Raw genomic sequence first — 17,908 nt, 5'->3', positions numbered from 1 at the left:
GAGCCGTCACCCGACGGCGCGATGCGAGAATGGACCGTCCCCCACCCCGCACACGAAGGATCAGCGCACCTCCCGATGGCCGAGCACACCACCCCGGTAGACCAGACCCACGCACCGGCCATCGACCCCGACGAGCTGGCCACCTGCCTGCGCGTCCTGGAACAAGCGGGCCAACTCGACGCCAAGCACCCCGACTCCATCACCGTGCAGCGCGCCGTCGGGCGCATGTTCAAAAAGCTCAAGCGCAACAAGCGCATCGAATCACGCGAAGCCGTCGCCGCCGCCGACCGCGCCGTCGTCGCGGCCACCGCCACCGGATCACCCAGCCGCATCGACGACGAGACCGCGGGCATCCCCATCAGCTCCGCCACCGAGGACGGCAGCGCCGGTACCCTCATCCGGCCGCGCCCCTGCTACATCTGCAAGCAGCGATACACCCGCGTCGACGCCTTCTACCACCAGCTCTGCCCCGACTGCGCCGCCCGCAGCCACGCCAAACGCGACGCCCGCACCGACCTCACCGGACGACGCGCACTGCTCACCGGCGGCCGCGCCAAGATCGGCATGTACATCGCGCTGCGACTACTCCGCGACGGCGCGCACCTGACCATCACCACCCGATTCCCGAACGACGCCATCCGCCGCTTCGCCGCCCAGCCCGACAGCGCCGACTGGCTGCACCGGCTGCGCATCGTCGGCATCGACCTGCGCGATCCCGCCCAGGTCGTCGCCCTTGCCGATGACGTCGCGGCACAAGGCCCCCTCGACATCCTGATCAACAACGCCGCGCAGACCGTGCGCCGCAGCGCGGGCGCCTACAGCGCACTCGTCGAAGCCGAGAACGGGCCGCTGCCCGCCGGCGAACTCCCCGACGTCGTCACCTTCGGCAAGACCATGCAGGCGCACCCGACCGCGCTGACCGCATCGCTGACACCCTCGCTCACCGCCGAGGACATCACCGACCTCGCCCTGGTCGCCGGATCGGCCACCCCCGAACGCATTTCGGCCGGCGTCGCCATCGACGCGGGCGGCCTCGTACCCGATCTCGCGCACACCAACAGCTGGGTGCAGGGCGTCGGCGAGGTCGATGCCACCGAACTGCTCGAAGTGCAGCTGTGCAACTCGGTCGCCCCGTTCATCCTGATCTCGCGCCTGCGCGCCTCCATGGCCTCGGCCGCGGCCAAACGCAAGTACGTCGTCAACGTCTCGGCCATGGAAGGCGTCTTCGCCCGCGGCTACAAGGGCCCCGGGCATCCGCACACCAATATGGCCAAGGCCGCGCTGAACATGCTCACCCGCACGAGCGCGCGCGAAATGTTCGAGACCGACCGGATTCTCATGACCGCCGTCGACACCGGCTGGATCACCGACGAGCGTCCGCACTACACCAAGATCCGCCTCGCCGAGGAAGGGTTCCACGCTCCCCTCGACCTGGTCGACGGCGCGGCGCGGGTGTACGACCCGATCGTGCGCGGCGAAGACGGCGACGATCTGCACGGCGTCTTCCTCAAGGACTACGAACCCTCCAACTGGTGAATCCGGAGGGGCCGAGCGGCCTCTCTCTTCATGGGCTGGTCTTTAATCCTTTGGTTTTTGGGAGTCTTCTACTACCTGAAGCACTTTTACATGCGTAGATGCGCATATCTAAGTATTGATATGTAAAACATAAGGCCAGTAAAGGGGGTGCGTATATACGCCGACACAAGCGTGACCAGCCGAATCGGCCGGCTCCTCGCCCGGGATGCCTGACGCGAAGCGATACCGACACTTCCGGACATACATCACAAACTGCGCATATCCGCATGTGGAGATGCCTCTATCAACCAATCCCCTCCCCCGCCCCGCCGGGTCGGCGATAATCGATCACCATGGGCAGCAAGGGTATTGGCTCGGTCCTGCGCGATCGGGTTCCGTTTCTGCGATGGTCCTGGATCCGATTCGTGCTCGGCGCACCGACTTTCGTGCGCACCGGCCAGGTAGGTGACGGACGCGAAGCCGCAGCCCGCGCGTACGTGCTGGCCCACTCCACCGCCGGCGACCCCGACAGTGTGCTCGCCGCCTTCGACGACTTCGCCCGCGACCACCGCATGCTGGTCAATATCGGCGACGAGAAGGGCCTCATCCTCGACGCCGCGCTCGCGCGCGCCGAGCCGCACCTGCTGCTCGAACTGGGCGCGTACTGCGGCTACAGCGCCGTCCGCACCGGACGCGCCCTCTCCCCCGACGATCTATTGGTCTCGGTCGAGTTCAATCCGGCCAATGCCGAGATCGCCCGTGCCGTCATCGATCACGCGGGCCTGTCCGACCGGGTGAGCGTGCTGGACGGCAGCATCGGCGACGACGGCAAGACCATGGCCCGGCTGGCCGATCACGGGTTCGGGCCCGGCACACTGGATTTCGTCTTCATCGATCACGACAAGGACGCCTACCTGCCCGATCTGAAGACGCTGATCGGCGCCGGCTGGTTCCATCGCGGCAGCGTGGTGCTCGCCGACAATGTCGGCGTCCCGGGCGCACCGGGTTATCGCCGCTACATGCGGGACGAGGAAGGCCGGTCGTGGCGCACCACCGAGCATCGCACCCATGTCGAATATCAGTCCCTGCTGCGGGATCTGGTGCTCGAGTCGGTGTATCAGCGCTGAGGTAGCTCCCGCAGCAGCACATCGAACTCGGGGGCATCGGCCCAGGACGGCCGCAGCCTGCCCACCCGTTGCCAGCCCCAGGACAGGTAGCGATCGTAGGCGCGCTGATTCGCCGGATCCACCAGCAGCGTCGCCCGCGATTCGCTTCGGCTGCCGAGGATTTCGTCGTGCAGCCGCCGGGCCAGCCCACGGCCGGTGTACTCGGCGCAGACCATGATCTCCGACAGCGCGAAGGTGCGGTGACCGGTTTCGGTGGTGAATTCGACGGGATCGCCCTGGTCCAGCACCAGGTGCTGCCACCAGGCCGAGCCGGGAGTCAGTGGCCAGCCCCAGGTTTGGCCGGCCGGCTTACCGTCGACGTGCGCCAGCACCAGCACGAAACCGGAGGACCGGGAGGGCGCGGTGTAGGCGTCGAAGCGCGCCATGAAGGCGGCCGGGGATTCGAACGGGTCACCGGAGTCGATGGCCTCGACGTAGGAGCGGCGGAACACGTCTTCCACGAGGTCTCGATGCCGGCGCGCCTGTGCGGCGGTGAAATGCTGGAATTCGAGACCGGGGAACGAGAGCGTCATGCGGTGATAGCTTTCCGGGACAGTAGGTCGAACCGGCGGCCGAAATCGTCAGCGGCGGCCAGATGCGTGGTGGCCGCCCGGACGGGCTCCAGCACGCTGAGGGTGCGGACCGAGGACACCTCGGCCAGGTCCACCACCACGGGCAGGGCTTCGCCGAGCGCGCCGTGCAGATCACCCATGCGGGCGCGGGTGGCGGCGGACCAGGCGCGCAGGTTGGCATCGTTGCGGGCGCTGCCGTCCCCACCGGTGGCGCCCTCGAAAAGCGCCACGGCCCGGTCGAATTCACCCAGGTCCGCCCAGCCGCGCGCCTCGTGGCCGACGATCTCCAGGCGGGTGACGAAACGCAACCACTGCGGGCAGTCGGCGAGCGCCTCGTAGGTGGTGGCGTAATCGAGCTCCCGCCAGGCGGTGGCGATGGCGCGTTCGAAGGCGGGACGGTCGGCGAGCATGGCGTACGCCTGCGCGTCGCGCACCGCGACCAGGGCGTGGATCCGGCCCGGTGGCCGCCCGCGCATCAGGTCACGGGCCCGGTCGATGAGCTTGATGGCGTGATACGGGCTGCCGGAACCGGTGCGGGACAACGAGATCGACTGGGTGGCGGCGCTCAGGCAGGCGTGTGCGATGAGATCGCGGTCGTCGGCCTCGGTGCCGAGCGCCAGAGCATCCGCGTAGCAACGCCGCGCCAGTGGATGCCGCGCGGAATCGTAGGCCAGCCAACCGGTTTGGACCGCGAGCTCGCCCACCGCGCTGGTGAAGGCGTTCCCGGTGGGGGTGTCGTACGCGCAGATGTCCAAGCGGTGCTTGGCTTTCGCGAGCTGTTGCACCGCGAAGTCCACCAGCGCCCCGCCGCCGATGCGCTGATCCTCCTGCTCCAGTGCGGCCACCCCGTGCATCAGCCGCCGCACATCGCTCATGCCGACGTGTTCGCCGCCCGCGCCGAGGAAGGCCGCGGTCGCGCCGACCGCCGCCAGTTTTCCGAATTCTCGCCTCTTCACGGCGTCACCGACCTCCCAGGAATAGAGACCGAACGCGGTGTCTGATCCGTGCTCGAGCGCGGCCCGTCCGTCAGCGGTGGCCGGATGCTCGTGGGGTTGCCGTCCCTCCGGCGGGGTGAGCGCCGACGTGAAACGCTCCAGTTGCGGGGTTTCCAGCCGGGTGAGGATGGTGTCCAGCACCTGTGCCGACTTGCCGACGATCGGGCGGTGGGTGGTCGCCCGTTCCCATTTCCGGATGGTGGCCGGGACATACCCGGCGACATCGGCGAACTCCTCTTGCGTCAGCCGTAGGGCGGCCGTGCGCAATGCTCGGACTTCCTTACCGGTCCATCTGCTGACGATCATCGCCACTTCCGCCCTGGGGGTGCAACCGTGCGTATCGGAAGCGTATTACCTCCGTTGTAGTTCCGTGGCTGGGACGGCGAGACCATTTCCGTCAGGCTCGTGGCATGCCGTAACCCGGCAAACAACGAGACAAGAGGTGGATGGTGAGACCAGGCGCGATCGGTTATCTGCGTCGGGATGTGTCCGGCGAGCGCCAGCAGTGGGACGAGGCGCAGATCCGGAGTCTGGCGGCACGGCTGGGGTACGAGTTGCGGAAGACGATCGTGTTCGGACCGCATACCGACGAACCCGTGCTCCGGTTGGCCATGGTGGTGGAGCGATTAGGAGTGGAGGCGGTGATCGTGCCCGGCCCCGGGCACTTCGAAGGCGATCTGGTGCCCGGGGAACTGGTGGCGAGAACCGATGTGATCACGGTGGAACCCGAGCACACCTACGCCCGGTACGCCACCGGCGATCTGCCCGACCTCAGAGACGGGCGGCGAGTGTCCTCGTAGGCTGGACGGCATGCTGTACCGGCTGCTCGCCGACGCCACCGCGATCGTGCACTTCCTGTTCGTGGCGTACGTGGTGGTGGGTGGATTCCTGGCCTGGCGATGGCGGCGCACGATCTGGCTGCATCTGGCCGCCTTCGCCTGGGGATTCAGCACGGTGCTGTTCGGGTTCGAGTGCCCGCTGACGAATCTGGAGAACTGGAGCCGGCACCGTGCCGGGCAGGCCGGATTGCCGTCGAGCGGGTTCATCGACCACTACATCACCGGGGTGCTCTATCCGCGTAGTGCGCTGGAGTTGGTGCGGGTGGGGGTGGCGCTGCTGGTGCTGGCGTCCTGGGTCGGGTTCGTGCTGCTCAGGCGGCGGGCGATGAAATCGGCTACGGCGGGCTGAGTTTCGGGCAGATCGAGGTAGAAGTGGCCGCCGGGGAAGGTCCGGGTGGCGAAGTCGGCGCTGGTGAACTCGCGCCACCGCGCTACCTCGTCCGGCGTGGTGGTCGGGTCCTCGGAGCTGATCAGCGCGGTGATGGGGCAGTCGAGCGGATCGCCCGGCACGTACCGATAGGTTTCGACGGCTTGGTAGTCGGCGCGCAGCGCGGGCAGCACCAGTTCGGCCAGGCCGGGTTCCTCGCGCAGGATGGCGACCGAGGCCGGTTCGTTGGAAAGCAGTTCCAGCTGCGAGATCAGGTCGGCGTCGGGACCGCGGTGCAACTCGCCGGTTTCGGTGGAATCCGGTGCGGGGCGGCCGGAGACGATCAGGTGATCGACGGCGCGGCCCCCGGCCCGCACCCGGCGCGCGGCCTCGTAGGCGACGGTCGCGCCCATGCTGTGCCCGAAGATGGCCAGGCGCAGCGTTTTCGGCCAGCCCAGCAGGTCCCGGGCGGCCCGCTCGGCGAGCTCGGTCAGGTCGGTCAGCAGCGGCTCCCCCAGCCGATCCTGGCGGCCCGGATACTGCACCGCGAAAACCGCTGTGCCGGAGCCGAAACGCTGGGCCAGCGCACGGTACGCGGTGGCAGATCCGCCGCCGGGCGGAAAGCAGACCAGCACGGTGTGCGGCGCGGGGTCGGGGCGCAGTTCGCGCAGCCAGGCGGTGCCGGTGAGAATTGCCACCACGGATAAGCCTCCTCTGAGCACTAGTGTCGGGCTCGTGGCTGAATACGCGGATCTGGTCCACGCCTACGAGTCCGGTATCGGGGTCGACGGTTCGAGTATGCCCGGTGTGGATCCGGGATCGAATCTGGCTGCGGCGCTGCCGGTGTGGGCGCTCGCCGGCGGGGCGGTGACCGCCTACTCCAGGGCAACCGACCGGTTCCGAGTCGCGGCAGGACTCGATCCGCTCGGCGAAGTGCCGGATCCGGGCCGGATCACCGCGGCCTTCTCCAGCGAGCGGCTCTTCCGCGCGGGCGGCGCCGCACCCGATGTCTTCGCGCCGCTGTCCGGGTTCTTCGCCGCTGCCGACGGCTGGATCCGCACCCACGCCAACTACCCGCACCACCGCACCCGCCTGCTCACCGCGCTCGGCCTGCCACCCGGCACCTCGCGCGCGGACTTCACGAAACGGGTCGCGGCGCTGCCGGCATCGGAGATCGAAGACCGCGCACACGATCACGGCGCGATCGCGGTCCGAGTGCGCACCGAACACGAATGGGCCGACAGCCCGCAGGGCCGGGCAACCGCCGCCGGTCCCCTGGTAGCGATCGAGCCGCGTGCGGATCGCGTGCGCGCCGACCGGGCAGCAAACGAGTCACGTTTCGCCCCAACCTCATTGCAACCGCTGCGCGGGGTGCGGGTGGTGGATCTGACGCGGGTGATCGCGGGGCCGGTGGCGACGCGGGCACTGGCGCTACTGGGGGCCGAGGTGTTGCGAATCGATCCGCCGGGCATGCCCGAGATCGAATGGCAATTTCGGGATACCTGTCAGGGGAAAAGGTCGACCTTACTCGATATTCGGACCGAATGGCCGTTATTTCGAGATCTGCTCGAGAATGCAGATGTAATCATCTCAGGTTACCGACCGGGCGCTTTGTTACGGGCCGGAGTAGACGCCGGGCAAATTGGTCCCGGAATTGTATACGGGCGGGTATCCGCTTGGGGCGAGCACGGGCCGTGGGGCGACCGGCGGGGGTTCGACAGCATAGTGCAGGCCGCATCCGGTATCTCGCTCATCGAAGGCGCGCAGGGTGATTCACGGAGCGAGTCACCGGTCGGCGCCCTGCCCGCACAGGCGCTGGACCACGCCAGTGGATATTTGCTGGCCGCGGGTGTGATCGACGCGCTCGTCGCACGCGCTCACGACGACACCGGTCGGGATGTGCGAGTCGCATTGGCGCGCACCGCCTCCTGGCTGCTGGCCGCGCCGGGACGGACTCCGGACCACGCGCCCGCCACCGCACCGGACGCATGCTACGCGGTAACTCATGATTCGATCACGACCGCCGGACCGGCGCTGTCAGCCTATCCGGATTTCCGGTGGCCTGCCCCGCAATACGGTGCGGATACGGCGGATTGGACAGTCCGACCGGCCGGTTCTTAATGTGCGGGAAGGTACACGATCACCTGCACGCACACCCGCAAGAACACCTCGGATAAATCTGAATTCCCCTCGTACAGTGGGCTTTTGTGCCGTTAATAGATGAGATGCTGAAACCGACATCGTTAATACCGACACAGTTGCCGGCATGCGTATGGAGGTCGTCATCGTGGACACACCTGCTCCCCTGCTAACCGCGGTGGATACCGCCACCGTCTCAGTGGGACGTCGGGAGTGGACCGGATTGGCGGTGCTCGCACTGGCATGCCTGGTGTATTCGATGGATCTCACCGTCCTGCACCTGGCCGTCCCGCAGATCAGCGCCGAGCTCCGCCCCACCGGTTCCCAATTGCTCTGGATCATCGACGTTTACGGATTCCTGGTCGCCGGCCTGCTGCTCACCATGGGCACCATCGGCGACCGGATCGGGCGAAGACGACTACTCATGGTGGGCGCGGCCGCCTTCGCCATGGTCTCGGTGATCGCCGCGTTCGCCCCCTCCGCACCCGTGCTCATCGGCTGCCGCGCCCTGCTCGGGGTCGCCGGCGCCACCCTGGCCCCGTCCACGCTCTCGTTGATCTTCACCATGTTCCGCAATGCGGAGCAGCGCTCGGTCGCGGTCGGCGTCTGGGTGGGGTCCTACTCGGTAGGCGGATCCATCGGCCCGCTGGCGGGCGGGTTCATGCTCGAACACTTCTGGTGGGGAGCGGTTTTCCTGCTCGCGGTGCCGGTCATGCTGCTGCTCATCGTGCTCGCGCCGCGGGTGCTGCCCGAATTCCGTGATCCGCATGCCGGGCAGCTGGATCTGATCAGCGCCGGATTGTGCACGGCCGCGGTGCTATCGGTGGTGTTCGGCATGAAGAAGGCCGCGCAGGACGGCCCGGGCACGCCCGCGGTGACCGCGCTGACCGCCGGGCTGATCATCGGGTTCATCTTCGTGCGGCGGCAGCTCACCGCGCCCGAGCCCATGCTGGATCTGCGGCTGTTCCGGCTGGCCAGCTTTCGCACCGCGCTGACCATCAATATGGTCGCCATCTTCGTGGCCTTCGGCTACTTCCTGTTCGTCGGGCAGTATTTCCAGCTGGTGCTGGGCATGTCGCCGCTGCGCGCCGGAATCTGCACCATCCCCGCGGGTTTGGGGTTCATGATCGGCTCCCAGCTGGGCCCGCGGATCGGCAAGTCGGTGCGGCCCGCCTACATGATCAGCGTCGGCATGGCCATGGCGGCGGCCGGGCTGCTGCTGCTCACCCGCATCACCGTCACCGGCGGGGTGGGCCTGGTCATCGCGGCCTCACTGCTGGTGTCCTTCGGTCTCGCACCGGTTTTCGGGATCACCACCGAGCTGATCGTGGGCACCGCGCCGCCCGAGCAGGCCGGGGCGGCCTCCGGGCTCTCCGAGACGGGTGCGGAATTCGGTGGCGCGCTGGGCATCTCGATTCTGGGCAGCATCAGCATCGCCATCTATCGCAGCAGTCTCGGCGATACCCTGCCCTACGGCCTGCGCGATCCGGACGCGCACTCCGCCCGCGACACCCTCGGCGCGGCCATGCAGGTCGCCGATACGCTGCCGGGCAAGCTGGGCGCGGCCGTGGCCGATGCGGCCAAGCACGCCTTCCTCACCGGGATGCATCTGACCTCGGCCATCGCGGCGGGAGCGGCGCTGCTGCTGGCGTTCATCGCGATGACGCGGCTGCGGCACATCCCGCCCGGCTAGTCAGAGCCCGCGCATGGCCTGCACGGCGGTGACCAGATCGTCGCCGTCGAGCAGGTCGGCGCCCGGTGCGACGAGAGATTGCATGGCCATACCCTGGAACAGGGTGAACAGCAGCTTGGCCAGCGAACGACCCTGTCCGGCGGTCAGTTCGGGGTACACCTCGCGCAGCGTCGCGGTCATATCGGCCACCGCGTGGGCGGTCGCGTCGGCCATGTACGCCTGGGATTCCGGATCGCGGGCGATCTGCACGCCGTTCTCGGCGCTCAATTGCAGTTCGTCCCGATTGCCGTCGATCACGTCGACCAGGCCGTTCCAGGTGGCGGCCAGGGCTTCCCAGAGCCGATGCCCCTCCCCCGCGTCCTTGATGGCCGTATCGATCTCGTCACCGATGTGACTGCCCACCCCCTCGGTCATCGCCTCCAGGACCAGCTTGTCCTTGGAGCCGAAGTGATAGCCGATCGCGGCCAGGCTGACGCCCGCCTCCTTGGCGATATCGCGTGCGGTGACCTTGGCCAGTCCGCGGTCCAGGATCGCCCGGCGTGCTCCCATCAACAGATCTTCTCGGTTTCCCATAACCCCACCCTACCAGCGTCTTAGACATTTGTTCTAGACAACCGTTCCAAGGTCTGTTAGACATATGTCTTAGACAGACGTTCTCCACTACACCGGGAGTCAGCATCATGAGCACCACCGCCACCAACCTCCGCATCCTCGTCGCCGGCGGCGGCATCGCCGGGAATTCCGTTGCGCTGCAACTGCTGCGGGCCGGGATCGCGGCCACGGTCGTCGAACGCGCCGACGCTCCTCGCCCCGGCGGGCAGGCCGTCGACCTGCGCGGCCCGAGCCGGCGGGTAGCCGAGCAGATGGGCCTGATGGAGGGAATCCGCAAGTACCAGCTCGACGAGGAGGCCATGTTGCTGGTCAACCGCGAGGGCAAGGAGATCTACCGGATGGACGCCGACATGTTCGGCGGCAAGGGACCGGTCGCCGATATCGAGATCTCCCGCGGCGACCTCAACGAGGTACTGCTGACCGCGCTCGGCGCCGCCGGCGGCGAACTCGACTACCGCTACGGCGACTGGATCCAGGACCTCACCCAGGACGAGACCGGGGTCGATGTCACCTTCGCCTCGGGCCGGGCCGAGCGGTTCGACCTGGTGATCGGGGCCGACGGCGTGCACTCCGGCACCCGCAAGCTGGCCTTCGGGCCCGAAGAGCAGTTCGCCACCTACCTGGGCGGATACATGTCCTTCTACACGATTCCGACGCCCGCCGAGACCGATCCGCGCTGGATGACCATCCACCCGGTGCCGAAGGCTTCGGTCGGCGTGCGCGCCGACGCGGACCCGGCCACCTCGAAGGCCATCATCACCCTGCGCGCCGAACAGGATCCGGCCCTGCGGCGTGATGTGGCGGCGCAGCAGCGGCTGATTCGCGACATGCTGGCGAAGGCGGGCTGGATCGCGCCGCAGATCCTGGACGGTATGGCCGAGACCCCCGACTTCTACTTCGACGAGCTGGTGCGGATCGATATGCCGTCGCTGTCGGCGGGTCGTGTGGTGCTGCTGGGCGATTCGGGCTTCTGCGGCTCGCCCATGACCGGTATGGGCACCGCCATGGCGCTGGTCGGCGCGTATGTGCTCGCCGGCGAGATCGCTTCGAGCCCGGCCGATCTCGTGGCCGCGCTGACCCGGTACGAGGAGATCGTGACCCCTTTCCTGGCGAAGGCCAAGGAGCTGCCGGGCGGTGGCATCAAGATGATGCTGCCCAACTCCGAATTCGGGCTCAAGGCCGCGCAGGCGATGGGCAAGCTGATGACCACCAAGGTGATGCGGCCGGTGATGATGAAGATGCTGGACCAGACCGAGGACTACGAGCTGCCGACCTACTGAGTAGCGGACGGCGACTAGGCTCGACACGTGCGGCAGAAGATGATCATGGACGTGGATACCGGCATCGACGATTCGCTGGCCCTGCTCTATCTGCTCGCCTCCCCCGAGGCCGAGATCGTCGGAATCGCCGCCACCGCGGGCAATGTGCCCGCGGATCGGGTGGCGGCCAACAACCTGGCCTGGCTGGATGTGTGCCGGGCCGGGGAGATCGAAGTGGCGCTCGGGGCGGCGGAGCCCCTCGCCATTCCGCTGCGGACCACCGAGGACACGCACGGGCCGCAGGGGGTGGGGTACGCGGAACTGCCGGAGTCGCAACGCAAGTTGTCCGAACGGTCGGCGGCGCAGCTGTGGGTGGATCTGGTGCGGGCGCATCCGGAAGAGATCGTCGGGTTGTGCACGGGGCCGCTGACCAATCTGGCGCTGGCACTGCGGATCGAACCCGAACTCCCCCGGCTGCTGCGCCGGCTGGTGATCATGGGCGGGGCGTTCAACCATCCGGGGAACACCACGCCCACCAACGAGTGGAATGTGCACGTGGATCCGGAGGCCGCCAAAGAGGTGTTCGATGCCTTCAGCGCGGCTCCGGCGGATCGGCGGCCGCTGGTGTGCGCGCTGGATGTCACCGAGACCATCGAGATGCGGCCCAAACATGTGGCGCTGCTGGCCGAGCGGGCGGGGAGCACGCCCATCGAGCTGGTGTCGGAGAGCGATGGGCCGGAAGTGCGTTCGGCGGCGAGCAATCCGATCATCCGGTATTTCACCGATGCGGTGCGGTTCTACTTCGACTTCCACCGGCTCTACGACCAGGGATATCTGGCGCATATGCACGATCCGTTCGCGGCGGCGGTGGCATTGGACTCGGCGCTGGCGGTGACCAAACCCGCGACCGTGGATGTGGAACTGGCGGGGACCATCACGCGGGCGACGACGGTTGCCGACTGGGCGGGGATGTGGGGGCGGGAACCCAACGCGGACATCGTGATCGGGACTGATCCGGAGCGGTTCTTCGAGCGGATGATCAGCCGGGTGGGCGATTTCGCGCGCGGCGTGTACCCGCCCGAGGCTGCCCGGTGAGCGACGAGGACTACATCGCTTCGCTCCGCGATCGCCTGGGGCTGCCCGGAATCATCGACATCCATACGCATTTCATGCCCGATCCGGTCATGCGCAAAGTGTGGGGGTACTTCGATGCGGCGGGGCCGCTGGTCGGGCGGGAATGGCCGATCGCCTATCGCGATGAGGAGCAGGTGCGGCTGAAGACGCTGCGCGGGTTCGGAGTTCGCGCGTTCACCTCCATGGTGTACCCGCACAAACCGGATATGGCGGCCTGGCTCAACGGCTGGACGGCCGATTTCGCGGCCCGCACCCCCGATTGCCTGCATACCGCGACCTTCTATCCGGAGCCGGGCGCGGGCGAATATGTGCGTGCGGCGCTCACCGCCGGCGTGCGGGTTTTCAAGGTGCACATACAGGTCGGTGATTTCGATCCCGGTGACCCGCTGCTGGACGAGGTGTGGGGCCTCATCCAGGATGCCGGGGTGCCGGTGGTCATCCACTGCGGATCCGGGCCCGCACCAGGCCGATTCACCGGGCCGGACCCGATTCGCGCCCTGCTGCGGCGGTTTCCCCGGCTACCGCTGATCATCGCCCATCTCGGCGCGCCCGAGTATCGCGAATTCCTCGATATCGCAGCCGATCACGACCGGGTACTGCTCGACACCACCATGAACTTCACCGATTTCTTCGAAGCCGCGGACCCCTTCCCCGTCACCGAACACGCCCGGCTACGCGACTTCTCCGACCGCATCCTGTTCGGCAGCGACTTCCCGAACATCCCCTACCCGTACGGCCATGCCCTCTTCGCCCTGGAACGCCTGGATCTCGGCGCGGATTGGCTGCGCCGCGTCCTTCACGACAACGCAGCGCGGATATTCGGTATCGAGTAACCACCTGGACGCCGCGCGAAACGCCCTGAACGTCGTCTGATTAGGGACTTTGGTCCATCCCCGAGCCGGGCCGTTCGGACTATGTTGGGTGGGTCAGTTCCGGACCGCAGATCGGACGCGCCCCATGATCAAGGTGTTTCTCGTCGATGATCACGAGATCGTCCGCCGCGGACTGATCGACCTCTTGGAGGGCGATCCCGAACTCACCGTGGTCGGCGAGGCCGGCGACGTCGCCCAAGCCCTCGCCCGCATCCCCGCCCTGCGCCCCGACGTAGCCGTCCTCGACGTCCGCCTCCCCGACGGCAACGGCATCGAACTCTGCCGCGAACTCCTCTCCCGCATCGACGATCTCCGCTGCCTGATCCTCACCTCCTTCACCGACGAACAGGCCATGATGGACGCCATCCTGGCCGGCGCCAGCGGCTACGTCGTCAAGGACATCAAAGGCATGGAACTGGCCAAAGCCATCAAGGAAATAGGCTCCGGCCGTTCACTTCTCGACAACCGAGCCGCCGCCGCCCTCATGGAGCGCCTGCGCCGCAGCACCGAACCCGACGGCCCCCTATCCATGCTCACCGACCAGGAACGCAAACTCCTCGACCTCCTCGGCGAGGGCCTCACCAACCGCCAGATAGCCGAACGAATGTTCCTGGCCGAGAAGACAGTCAAGAACTACGTCTCCCGCCTCCTGGCCAAACTGGGCATGGAACGCCGCACCCAAGCCGCCGTACTAGCCTCCCGCCTGCGCTCGACCACCCCCTCCCCGCCGCGAACCTGACGCGGACTATTTGCGCAGGGACATGGGCGGTAGTGTGCCGATGCTGCTCAGGTAGGTGAGGAGGTTCAGCATCCAGTTGAATTCCCACCCCATCGCCACCATCTCCTTGGAGTACCGGGTCAGTGGGTTGCTGGCCTATTGCGGGATTCGGATTATCCAGGGTACTCGCTGTTGGGGGGTGTAGCGGGCCAGGTGTATTCGAATTCGGCCAGATCGAAACCTTGGGGCCAATGGGCTATCCGTTCGGCGGTGCGTTCGCCGCCGTGGCGTTCGTAGAACTCGATTGCGGGGAGGTTGTCTTCGAGGACCTCGAGGTACAGGGGGTGGCCGGGGAATTGGGTGGCGGTCCAGAGCAGGGCGCGGTGCAACAGGCGGCCGCCGATTCCGGCGCGTTTCAGGTCGGGGCGGACGTGCAGGTTGTCGAGTAGGACGCGGCCGTCGGGTTGGGCGGACAGGTAGGTGAATCCGAGGATTTCGCCGTCGGATTCCGCGATGAACAGGGCGGTGGAGGGGTCGGCTGCGGTGAGCCGGTCGCGCCATTGTTCGCTGCGGATGCCCGGGTGCAGGGTGTCGAGGAACCAATCGGGCATGATGCCCCGGTAGGCGGTGCGCCAGCTCTGGATGTGCAGCACCGCAACCGGATCCGCGTCGGCGGGCGTGCCGGGCCGAATCTCGATGTCGTTCATCGACCGTCGAAGGCGCGCAGGATCTCCTCGGCGGCCAGGGCCGGGGTCAGGGAGCCGTCGCGGATCTGCTGTTCCACCTCGCCGCGCAGGGATTTCACGTTCGGGTTGTCAGCCAGGCGGCGCAGCAGGTTGTCGTGGACCATGGTCCAGGTCCAGTCGACCTGCTGGCGGCGGCGCTTCTCGACGAATTCGCCCGCTTCGGTGAGGACGCGGCGGTGGGTGAGGACGGTATCCCAGAAGGTGTCCAGGCCCTGGCCGTTCAGGCCGCTCATGGTGAGAACCGGTGGGCGCCAGAGGGATTCGCGCGGGTGGATCAAACGCATCGCACCCTGGAGTTCGCGGGCCGCCGCCTTGGCCTCCAGCTCGTGCTTGCCGTCGGCCTTGTTGACCGCGACCAGGTCGGCCAGTTCCAGCACACCCTTCTTGATGCCTTGGAGCTGATCGCCGGTGCGGGCCAGGGTGAGGAAGCAGAAGACGTCGACCATGTTCGCGACGGTGACCTCGGATTGGCCGACGCCGACGGTCTCCACCAGGATCACGTCGTAGCCGGCGGCCTCCAGCAGCGCGATGGTTTCGCGGGTCGCCTTGGCCACGCCACCGAGGGTGCCCGCGGTGGGCGAGGGCCGGATGAACGCGTCGCGCTGCACCGACAGCCGCGCCATGCGGGTCTTGTCGCCGAGGATCGAACCGCCGGTGCGGGTGGAGGACGGATCCACCGCCAGCACCGCGACCCGATGCCCCTGACCGATCAGGTACATGCCGAGCGCATCGATGAAGGTCGATTTGCCGACACCCGGAACACCGGTGATGCCAACCCGATTGGAGGTGACCGCGCCGGTTTCGGGCGTCAGCTTCAGCAGCAGCTGCTGGGCCAGCGCCCGATGATCGGCCCGGGTGGACTCGACCAGGGTGATGGCCCGCGCCAGCCCGGCGCGCTGACCGGAGCGCACCTGCTCGGCCAGCGCATCGACATCGACGGTGCGGCGAGGGCCCGGCGCGACCGGGCGGGGTCCGGCCGCACCGGTCCCGGAGGTGGTGCTCAGCCGGGAATCCCCGCCGCTCATGCGTCCGCGCCGGTGCCGATCTCGTGGCCGAGCGATCCGGCCAGCTTCTTGATCAGATCGATGGCGGCTTCGGCGATGACGGTGCCGGGCGGGAAGATCGCCGCGGCGCCGGCTTCGTAGAGCTCGTCGAAGTCACCGGGCGGGATGACGCCGCCGACGATGACCATGATGTCGGGGCGGCCGACATCGGCCAGCGCCTGCCGCAGGGCGGGCACCAGCGTGAGGTGACCGGCCGCGAGCGAGGAGACACCGACGATGTGCACGTCGTTGTCCGCCGCCTGCTGGGCCACCTCTTCGGGGGTCTGGAACAGCGGGCCCACATCGACATCCATGCCGAGGTCGGCGAAGGCGGTGGCGATCACCTTCTGGCCGCGGTCGTGCCCGTCCTGACCCATCTTGGCGACCAGGATGCGCGGGCGGCGGCCTTCGGCTTCACCGAACTCCTCGACCAGCGCGATGGCCTTGCTGATATTGGTCACCTTGCCCGCTTCCTCACGGTAAACGCCGGAGAGCGTACGGATTTCGGCCTGGTGGCGGCCGTAGACCTGCTCGAGGGCGTCGGAGATCTCGCCGACGGTGGCCTTGGCGCGCGCGGCCGCGATGGCCAGGGCCATCAGGTTGTTCTCCATGCCGCCCTCGGAAGAGGCTGCGGCACGGGGCAATTCGGCGAGTGCCCGCTGCACCGCATCCGCATCACGTTCGGCACGCAGCTTTTCCAGCTTGGCGTTCTGCTCGGCGCGCACCCGCGAGTTCTCGACCTTGAGCACCTCGATCGGGGTGTCTTCCTCGACCTGGTACTTGTTGACGCCGATGACCGGCTGCTGACCGGTATCGATCCGCGCCTGGGTGCGCGCGGCGGCCTCTTCGATGCGCAGCTTCGGAATGCCCTCCGAGATCGCCTGCGCCATACCGCCGTGCGCCTCCACCTCGGCGATGTGGGCGCGGGCCCGCTCGGCCAGCTGATGGGTCAGCCATTCGACGTAGTAGGAGCCGCCCCACGGGTCGGCGGGGCGAGTCGTATTGGACTCCTGCTGGATCAGCAGCTGGGTGTTGCGCGCGATACGAGCCGAGAAGTCGGTCGGCAGCGCGAGGGCCTCATCGAGGGCGTTGGTGTGCAGCGACTGGGTGTGCCCCTGGGTCGCCGCCATCGCCTCGACACAGGTGCGCGCCACATTGTTGAACACGTCCTGCGCGGTCAGCGACCAGCCCGAGGTCTGCGAGTGTGTGCGCAGCGCACGCGATTTCGCGCTCTTGGGCTCGAACTTCGCGACCAGCTCGTCCCACAGCAGTCGCCCAGCCCGCAGCTTGGCGACCTCCATGAAGAAGTTCATGCCGATGGCCCAGAAGAACGACAGCCGCGGCGCGAACTGGTCGATCTCCATGCCCGCGTCCAGACCGGCGCGCAGGTACTCCACGCCGTCGGCGAGGGTGTAGGCCAGCTCCAGGTCGGCGGTCGCACCGGCTTCCTGAATGTGGTAGCCGGAGATGGAGATCGAGTTGAACTTCGGCATCTTCGCGGAGGTGTAGGCGAAGATGTCGGAGATGATCCGCATCGAGGGCTTGGGCGGATAGATGTAGGTGTTGCGGACCATGAACTCTTTCAGAATGTCGTTCTGAATGGTTCCGGCCAGCTGTTCGGGCTTGACGCCCTGCTCCTCGGCGGCGACGACGTAGAGCGCCAGGATCGGCAGCACCGCGCCGTTCATGGTCATCGACACCGAAACCTGGTCCAGCGGAATCTGATCGAACAGTTCCCGCATATCCAGGATGGAGTCGATGGCGACGCCCGCCATGCCGACGTCACCGGTCACGCGCGGGTGATCGGAGTCGTAACCGCGGTGGGTGGCGAGGTCGAACGCGACCGACAGACCCTTCTGACCCGACTGCAAATTGCGGCGGTAGAAGGCGTTCGAGTCGGCGGCGGTGGAGAAGCCCGCGTACTGGCGAATCGTCCACGGCTGGTTCACGTACATGGTCGGGTACGGACCACGCAGGAACGGCGAGATGCCGGGCACGCTGTCGAGGGGATAGCCCGCGGCGACGGCGGCGTCCCGGTCGGCCTTGGTGAAGACCGGCGGCACGTCGATGCCTTCGGGGGTCGCCCAGGTGAGCTGTTCGGGCGCATAGTGATTGGCGGCGGCGGCCGCGGCGACGAATTCGCTCACCTCGGTCGCGCCCACCTCGGCGGCGGTGGCGTCACCCTCGGCCAGGGGCACTTCGGCGAAATTGCCGATGCGATGCTTGATCTCACTCATT

17 protein-coding genes are annotated in these 17,908 nt (G+C 67.5%); 10 read left to right on the top strand and 7 right to left on the bottom strand.

Going from position 1 to position 17,908, the window contains the following annotated elements; all coding sequences use genetic code 11:
- Positions 1–75 precede the first annotated feature (75 nt).
- Both NI1_RS16100 and NI1_RS16095 read left to right on the top strand, forming a co-directional pair.
- Positions 76–1,536 carry an SDR family NAD(P)-dependent oxidoreductase gene (locus tag NI1_RS16100; protein ID WP_067820816.1) on the top strand — a complete coding sequence of 487 codons (1,461 nt, stop codon included), beginning with the start codon at positions 76–78 and terminating at the stop codon, positions 1,534–1,536.
- Between the two features lie 332 nt (positions 1,537–1,868).
- Positions 1,869–2,642, top strand: coding sequence for an O-methyltransferase (locus tag NI1_RS16095; RefSeq protein ID WP_067820813.1), 774 nt, complete (start codon positions 1,869–1,871; stop codon positions 2,640–2,642).
- On the opposite strand, the gene NI1_RS16090 is transcribed toward NI1_RS16095, so the two are convergent.
- Positions 2,633–3,214, bottom strand: coding sequence for a GNAT family N-acetyltransferase (locus NI1_RS16090; protein ID WP_067820810.1), 582 nt, complete (start codon positions 3,212–3,214; stop codon positions 2,633–2,635). The two genes, NI1_RS16095 and NI1_RS16090, sit on opposite strands and share 10 nt — an antisense overlap.
- The gene (locus NI1_RS16085) at positions 3,211–4,554 is read right to left on the bottom strand and encodes a helix-turn-helix domain-containing protein (RefSeq protein ID WP_157535151.1); all 1,344 of its coding nucleotides are present in this window, start codon (positions 4,552–4,554) and stop codon (positions 3,211–3,213) included. Before NI1_RS16085 ends, NI1_RS16090 begins: the two co-directional genes overlap by 4 nt.
- 140 nt (positions 4,555–4,694) lie before the next feature.
- Here NI1_RS16085 and NI1_RS16080 point away from each other — a divergent pair, with 140 nt between their 5' ends.
- A complete protein-coding gene (locus NI1_RS16080) occupies positions 4,695–5,048 on the top strand; it encodes a hypothetical protein (RefSeq protein ID WP_067820805.1) in 354 nt (117 codons plus the stop codon).
- 10 nt (positions 5,049–5,058) lie between these two features.
- On the top strand, positions 5,059–5,436 hold the full coding sequence (locus NI1_RS37200; RefSeq protein ID WP_157535150.1) for a DUF2784 domain-containing protein: 378 nt from the start codon (positions 5,059–5,061) through the stop codon (positions 5,434–5,436).
- Here the strand turns inward: NI1_RS37200 and NI1_RS16075 are convergent.
- Entirely contained in the window at positions 5,319–6,155 is an 837-nt protein-coding gene (locus NI1_RS16075; RefSeq protein ID WP_245663246.1) for a thioesterase II family protein, read from the bottom strand. The two genes, NI1_RS37200 and NI1_RS16075, sit on opposite strands and share 118 nt — an antisense overlap.
- Positions 6,156–6,189: 34 nt before the next feature.
- Here NI1_RS16075 and NI1_RS16070 point away from each other — a divergent pair, with 34 nt between their 5' ends.
- Together NI1_RS16070 and NI1_RS16065 are read left to right on the top strand one after the other, a co-directional pair.
- The gene (locus tag NI1_RS16070; protein WP_067820799.1) at positions 6,190–7,575 is read left to right on the top strand and encodes a CoA transferase; all 1,386 of its coding nucleotides are present in this window, start codon (positions 6,190–6,192) and stop codon (positions 7,573–7,575) included.
- A 145-nt stretch (positions 7,576–7,720) separates the two neighbouring features.
- Positions 7,721–9,286 (top strand): MFS transporter, encoded by a 1,566-nt coding sequence (locus tag NI1_RS16065; RefSeq protein ID WP_084523299.1) that lies wholly within the window; start codon positions 7,721–7,723, stop codon positions 9,284–9,286.
- On the opposite strand, the gene NI1_RS16060 is transcribed toward NI1_RS16065, so the two are convergent.
- Complete coding sequence (locus NI1_RS16060) at positions 9,287–9,859, bottom strand: TetR/AcrR family transcriptional regulator (RefSeq protein WP_067820796.1); 573 nt, start codon at positions 9,857–9,859, stop codon at positions 9,287–9,289.
- 107 nt (positions 9,860–9,966) lie between these two features.
- On the opposite strand from NI1_RS16060, the gene NI1_RS16055 reads away from it, so the two are divergent.
- The 4 genes from NI1_RS16055 (at position 9,967) to NI1_RS16040 (ending at position 13,902) form a co-directional block, all read left to right on the top strand.
- On the top strand, positions 9,967–11,178 hold the full coding sequence (locus NI1_RS16055) for an FAD-dependent monooxygenase (RefSeq protein WP_067820794.1): 1,212 nt from the start codon (positions 9,967–9,969) through the stop codon (positions 11,176–11,178).
- Between the two features lie 39 nt (positions 11,179–11,217).
- Complete coding sequence (locus NI1_RS16050; RefSeq protein WP_067822361.1) at positions 11,218–12,252, top strand: nucleoside hydrolase; 1,035 nt, start codon at positions 11,218–11,220, stop codon at positions 12,250–12,252.
- Positions 12,249–13,124 (top strand): amidohydrolase family protein, encoded by an 876-nt coding sequence (locus NI1_RS16045; protein WP_067820791.1) that lies wholly within the window; start codon positions 12,249–12,251, stop codon positions 13,122–13,124. The genes NI1_RS16050 and NI1_RS16045 overlap by 4 nt, the downstream gene beginning before the upstream one ends.
- Positions 13,125–13,248: 124 nt before the next feature.
- Positions 13,249–13,902 (top strand): response regulator, encoded by a 654-nt coding sequence (locus tag NI1_RS16040; protein WP_067820789.1) that lies wholly within the window; start codon positions 13,249–13,251, stop codon positions 13,900–13,902.
- Between the two features lie 152 nt (positions 13,903–14,054).
- Here NI1_RS16040 and NI1_RS16035 read toward each other — a convergent pair whose 3' ends face one another.
- From NI1_RS16035 to scpA, 3 genes are read right to left on the bottom strand one after another with little or no spacing between them, the layout of a single operon-like run.
- Positions 14,055–14,588, bottom strand: coding sequence for a GNAT family N-acetyltransferase (locus NI1_RS16035; RefSeq protein ID WP_245663245.1), 534 nt, complete (start codon positions 14,586–14,588; stop codon positions 14,055–14,057).
- Positions 14,585–15,652: a methylmalonyl Co-A mutase-associated GTPase MeaB gene (meaB, locus tag NI1_RS16030; protein WP_084523297.1), complete on the bottom strand. Its 1,068-nt coding sequence runs from the start codon at positions 15,650–15,652 to the stop codon at positions 14,585–14,587. Before meaB ends, NI1_RS16035 begins: the two co-directional genes overlap by 4 nt.
- Positions 15,649–17,907: a methylmalonyl-CoA mutase gene (gene scpA, locus NI1_RS16025; RefSeq protein WP_067820785.1), complete on the bottom strand. Its 2,259-nt coding sequence runs from the start codon at positions 17,905–17,907 to the stop codon at positions 15,649–15,651. The genes meaB and scpA overlap by 4 nt, the downstream gene beginning before the upstream one ends.
- Position 17,908: the final 1 nt, after the last annotated feature.

Origin of the sequence: Nocardia inohanensis NBRC 100128, assembly GCF_001612945.1 — a bacterium.
Taxonomy (GTDB): Bacteria; Actinomycetota; Actinomycetes; order Mycobacteriales; family Mycobacteriaceae; genus Nocardia; species Nocardia inohanensis.
The sequence above is the reverse complement of the archived record's forward strand: the minus strand, read 5'-3'. Positions and strand labels throughout refer to the sequence as shown.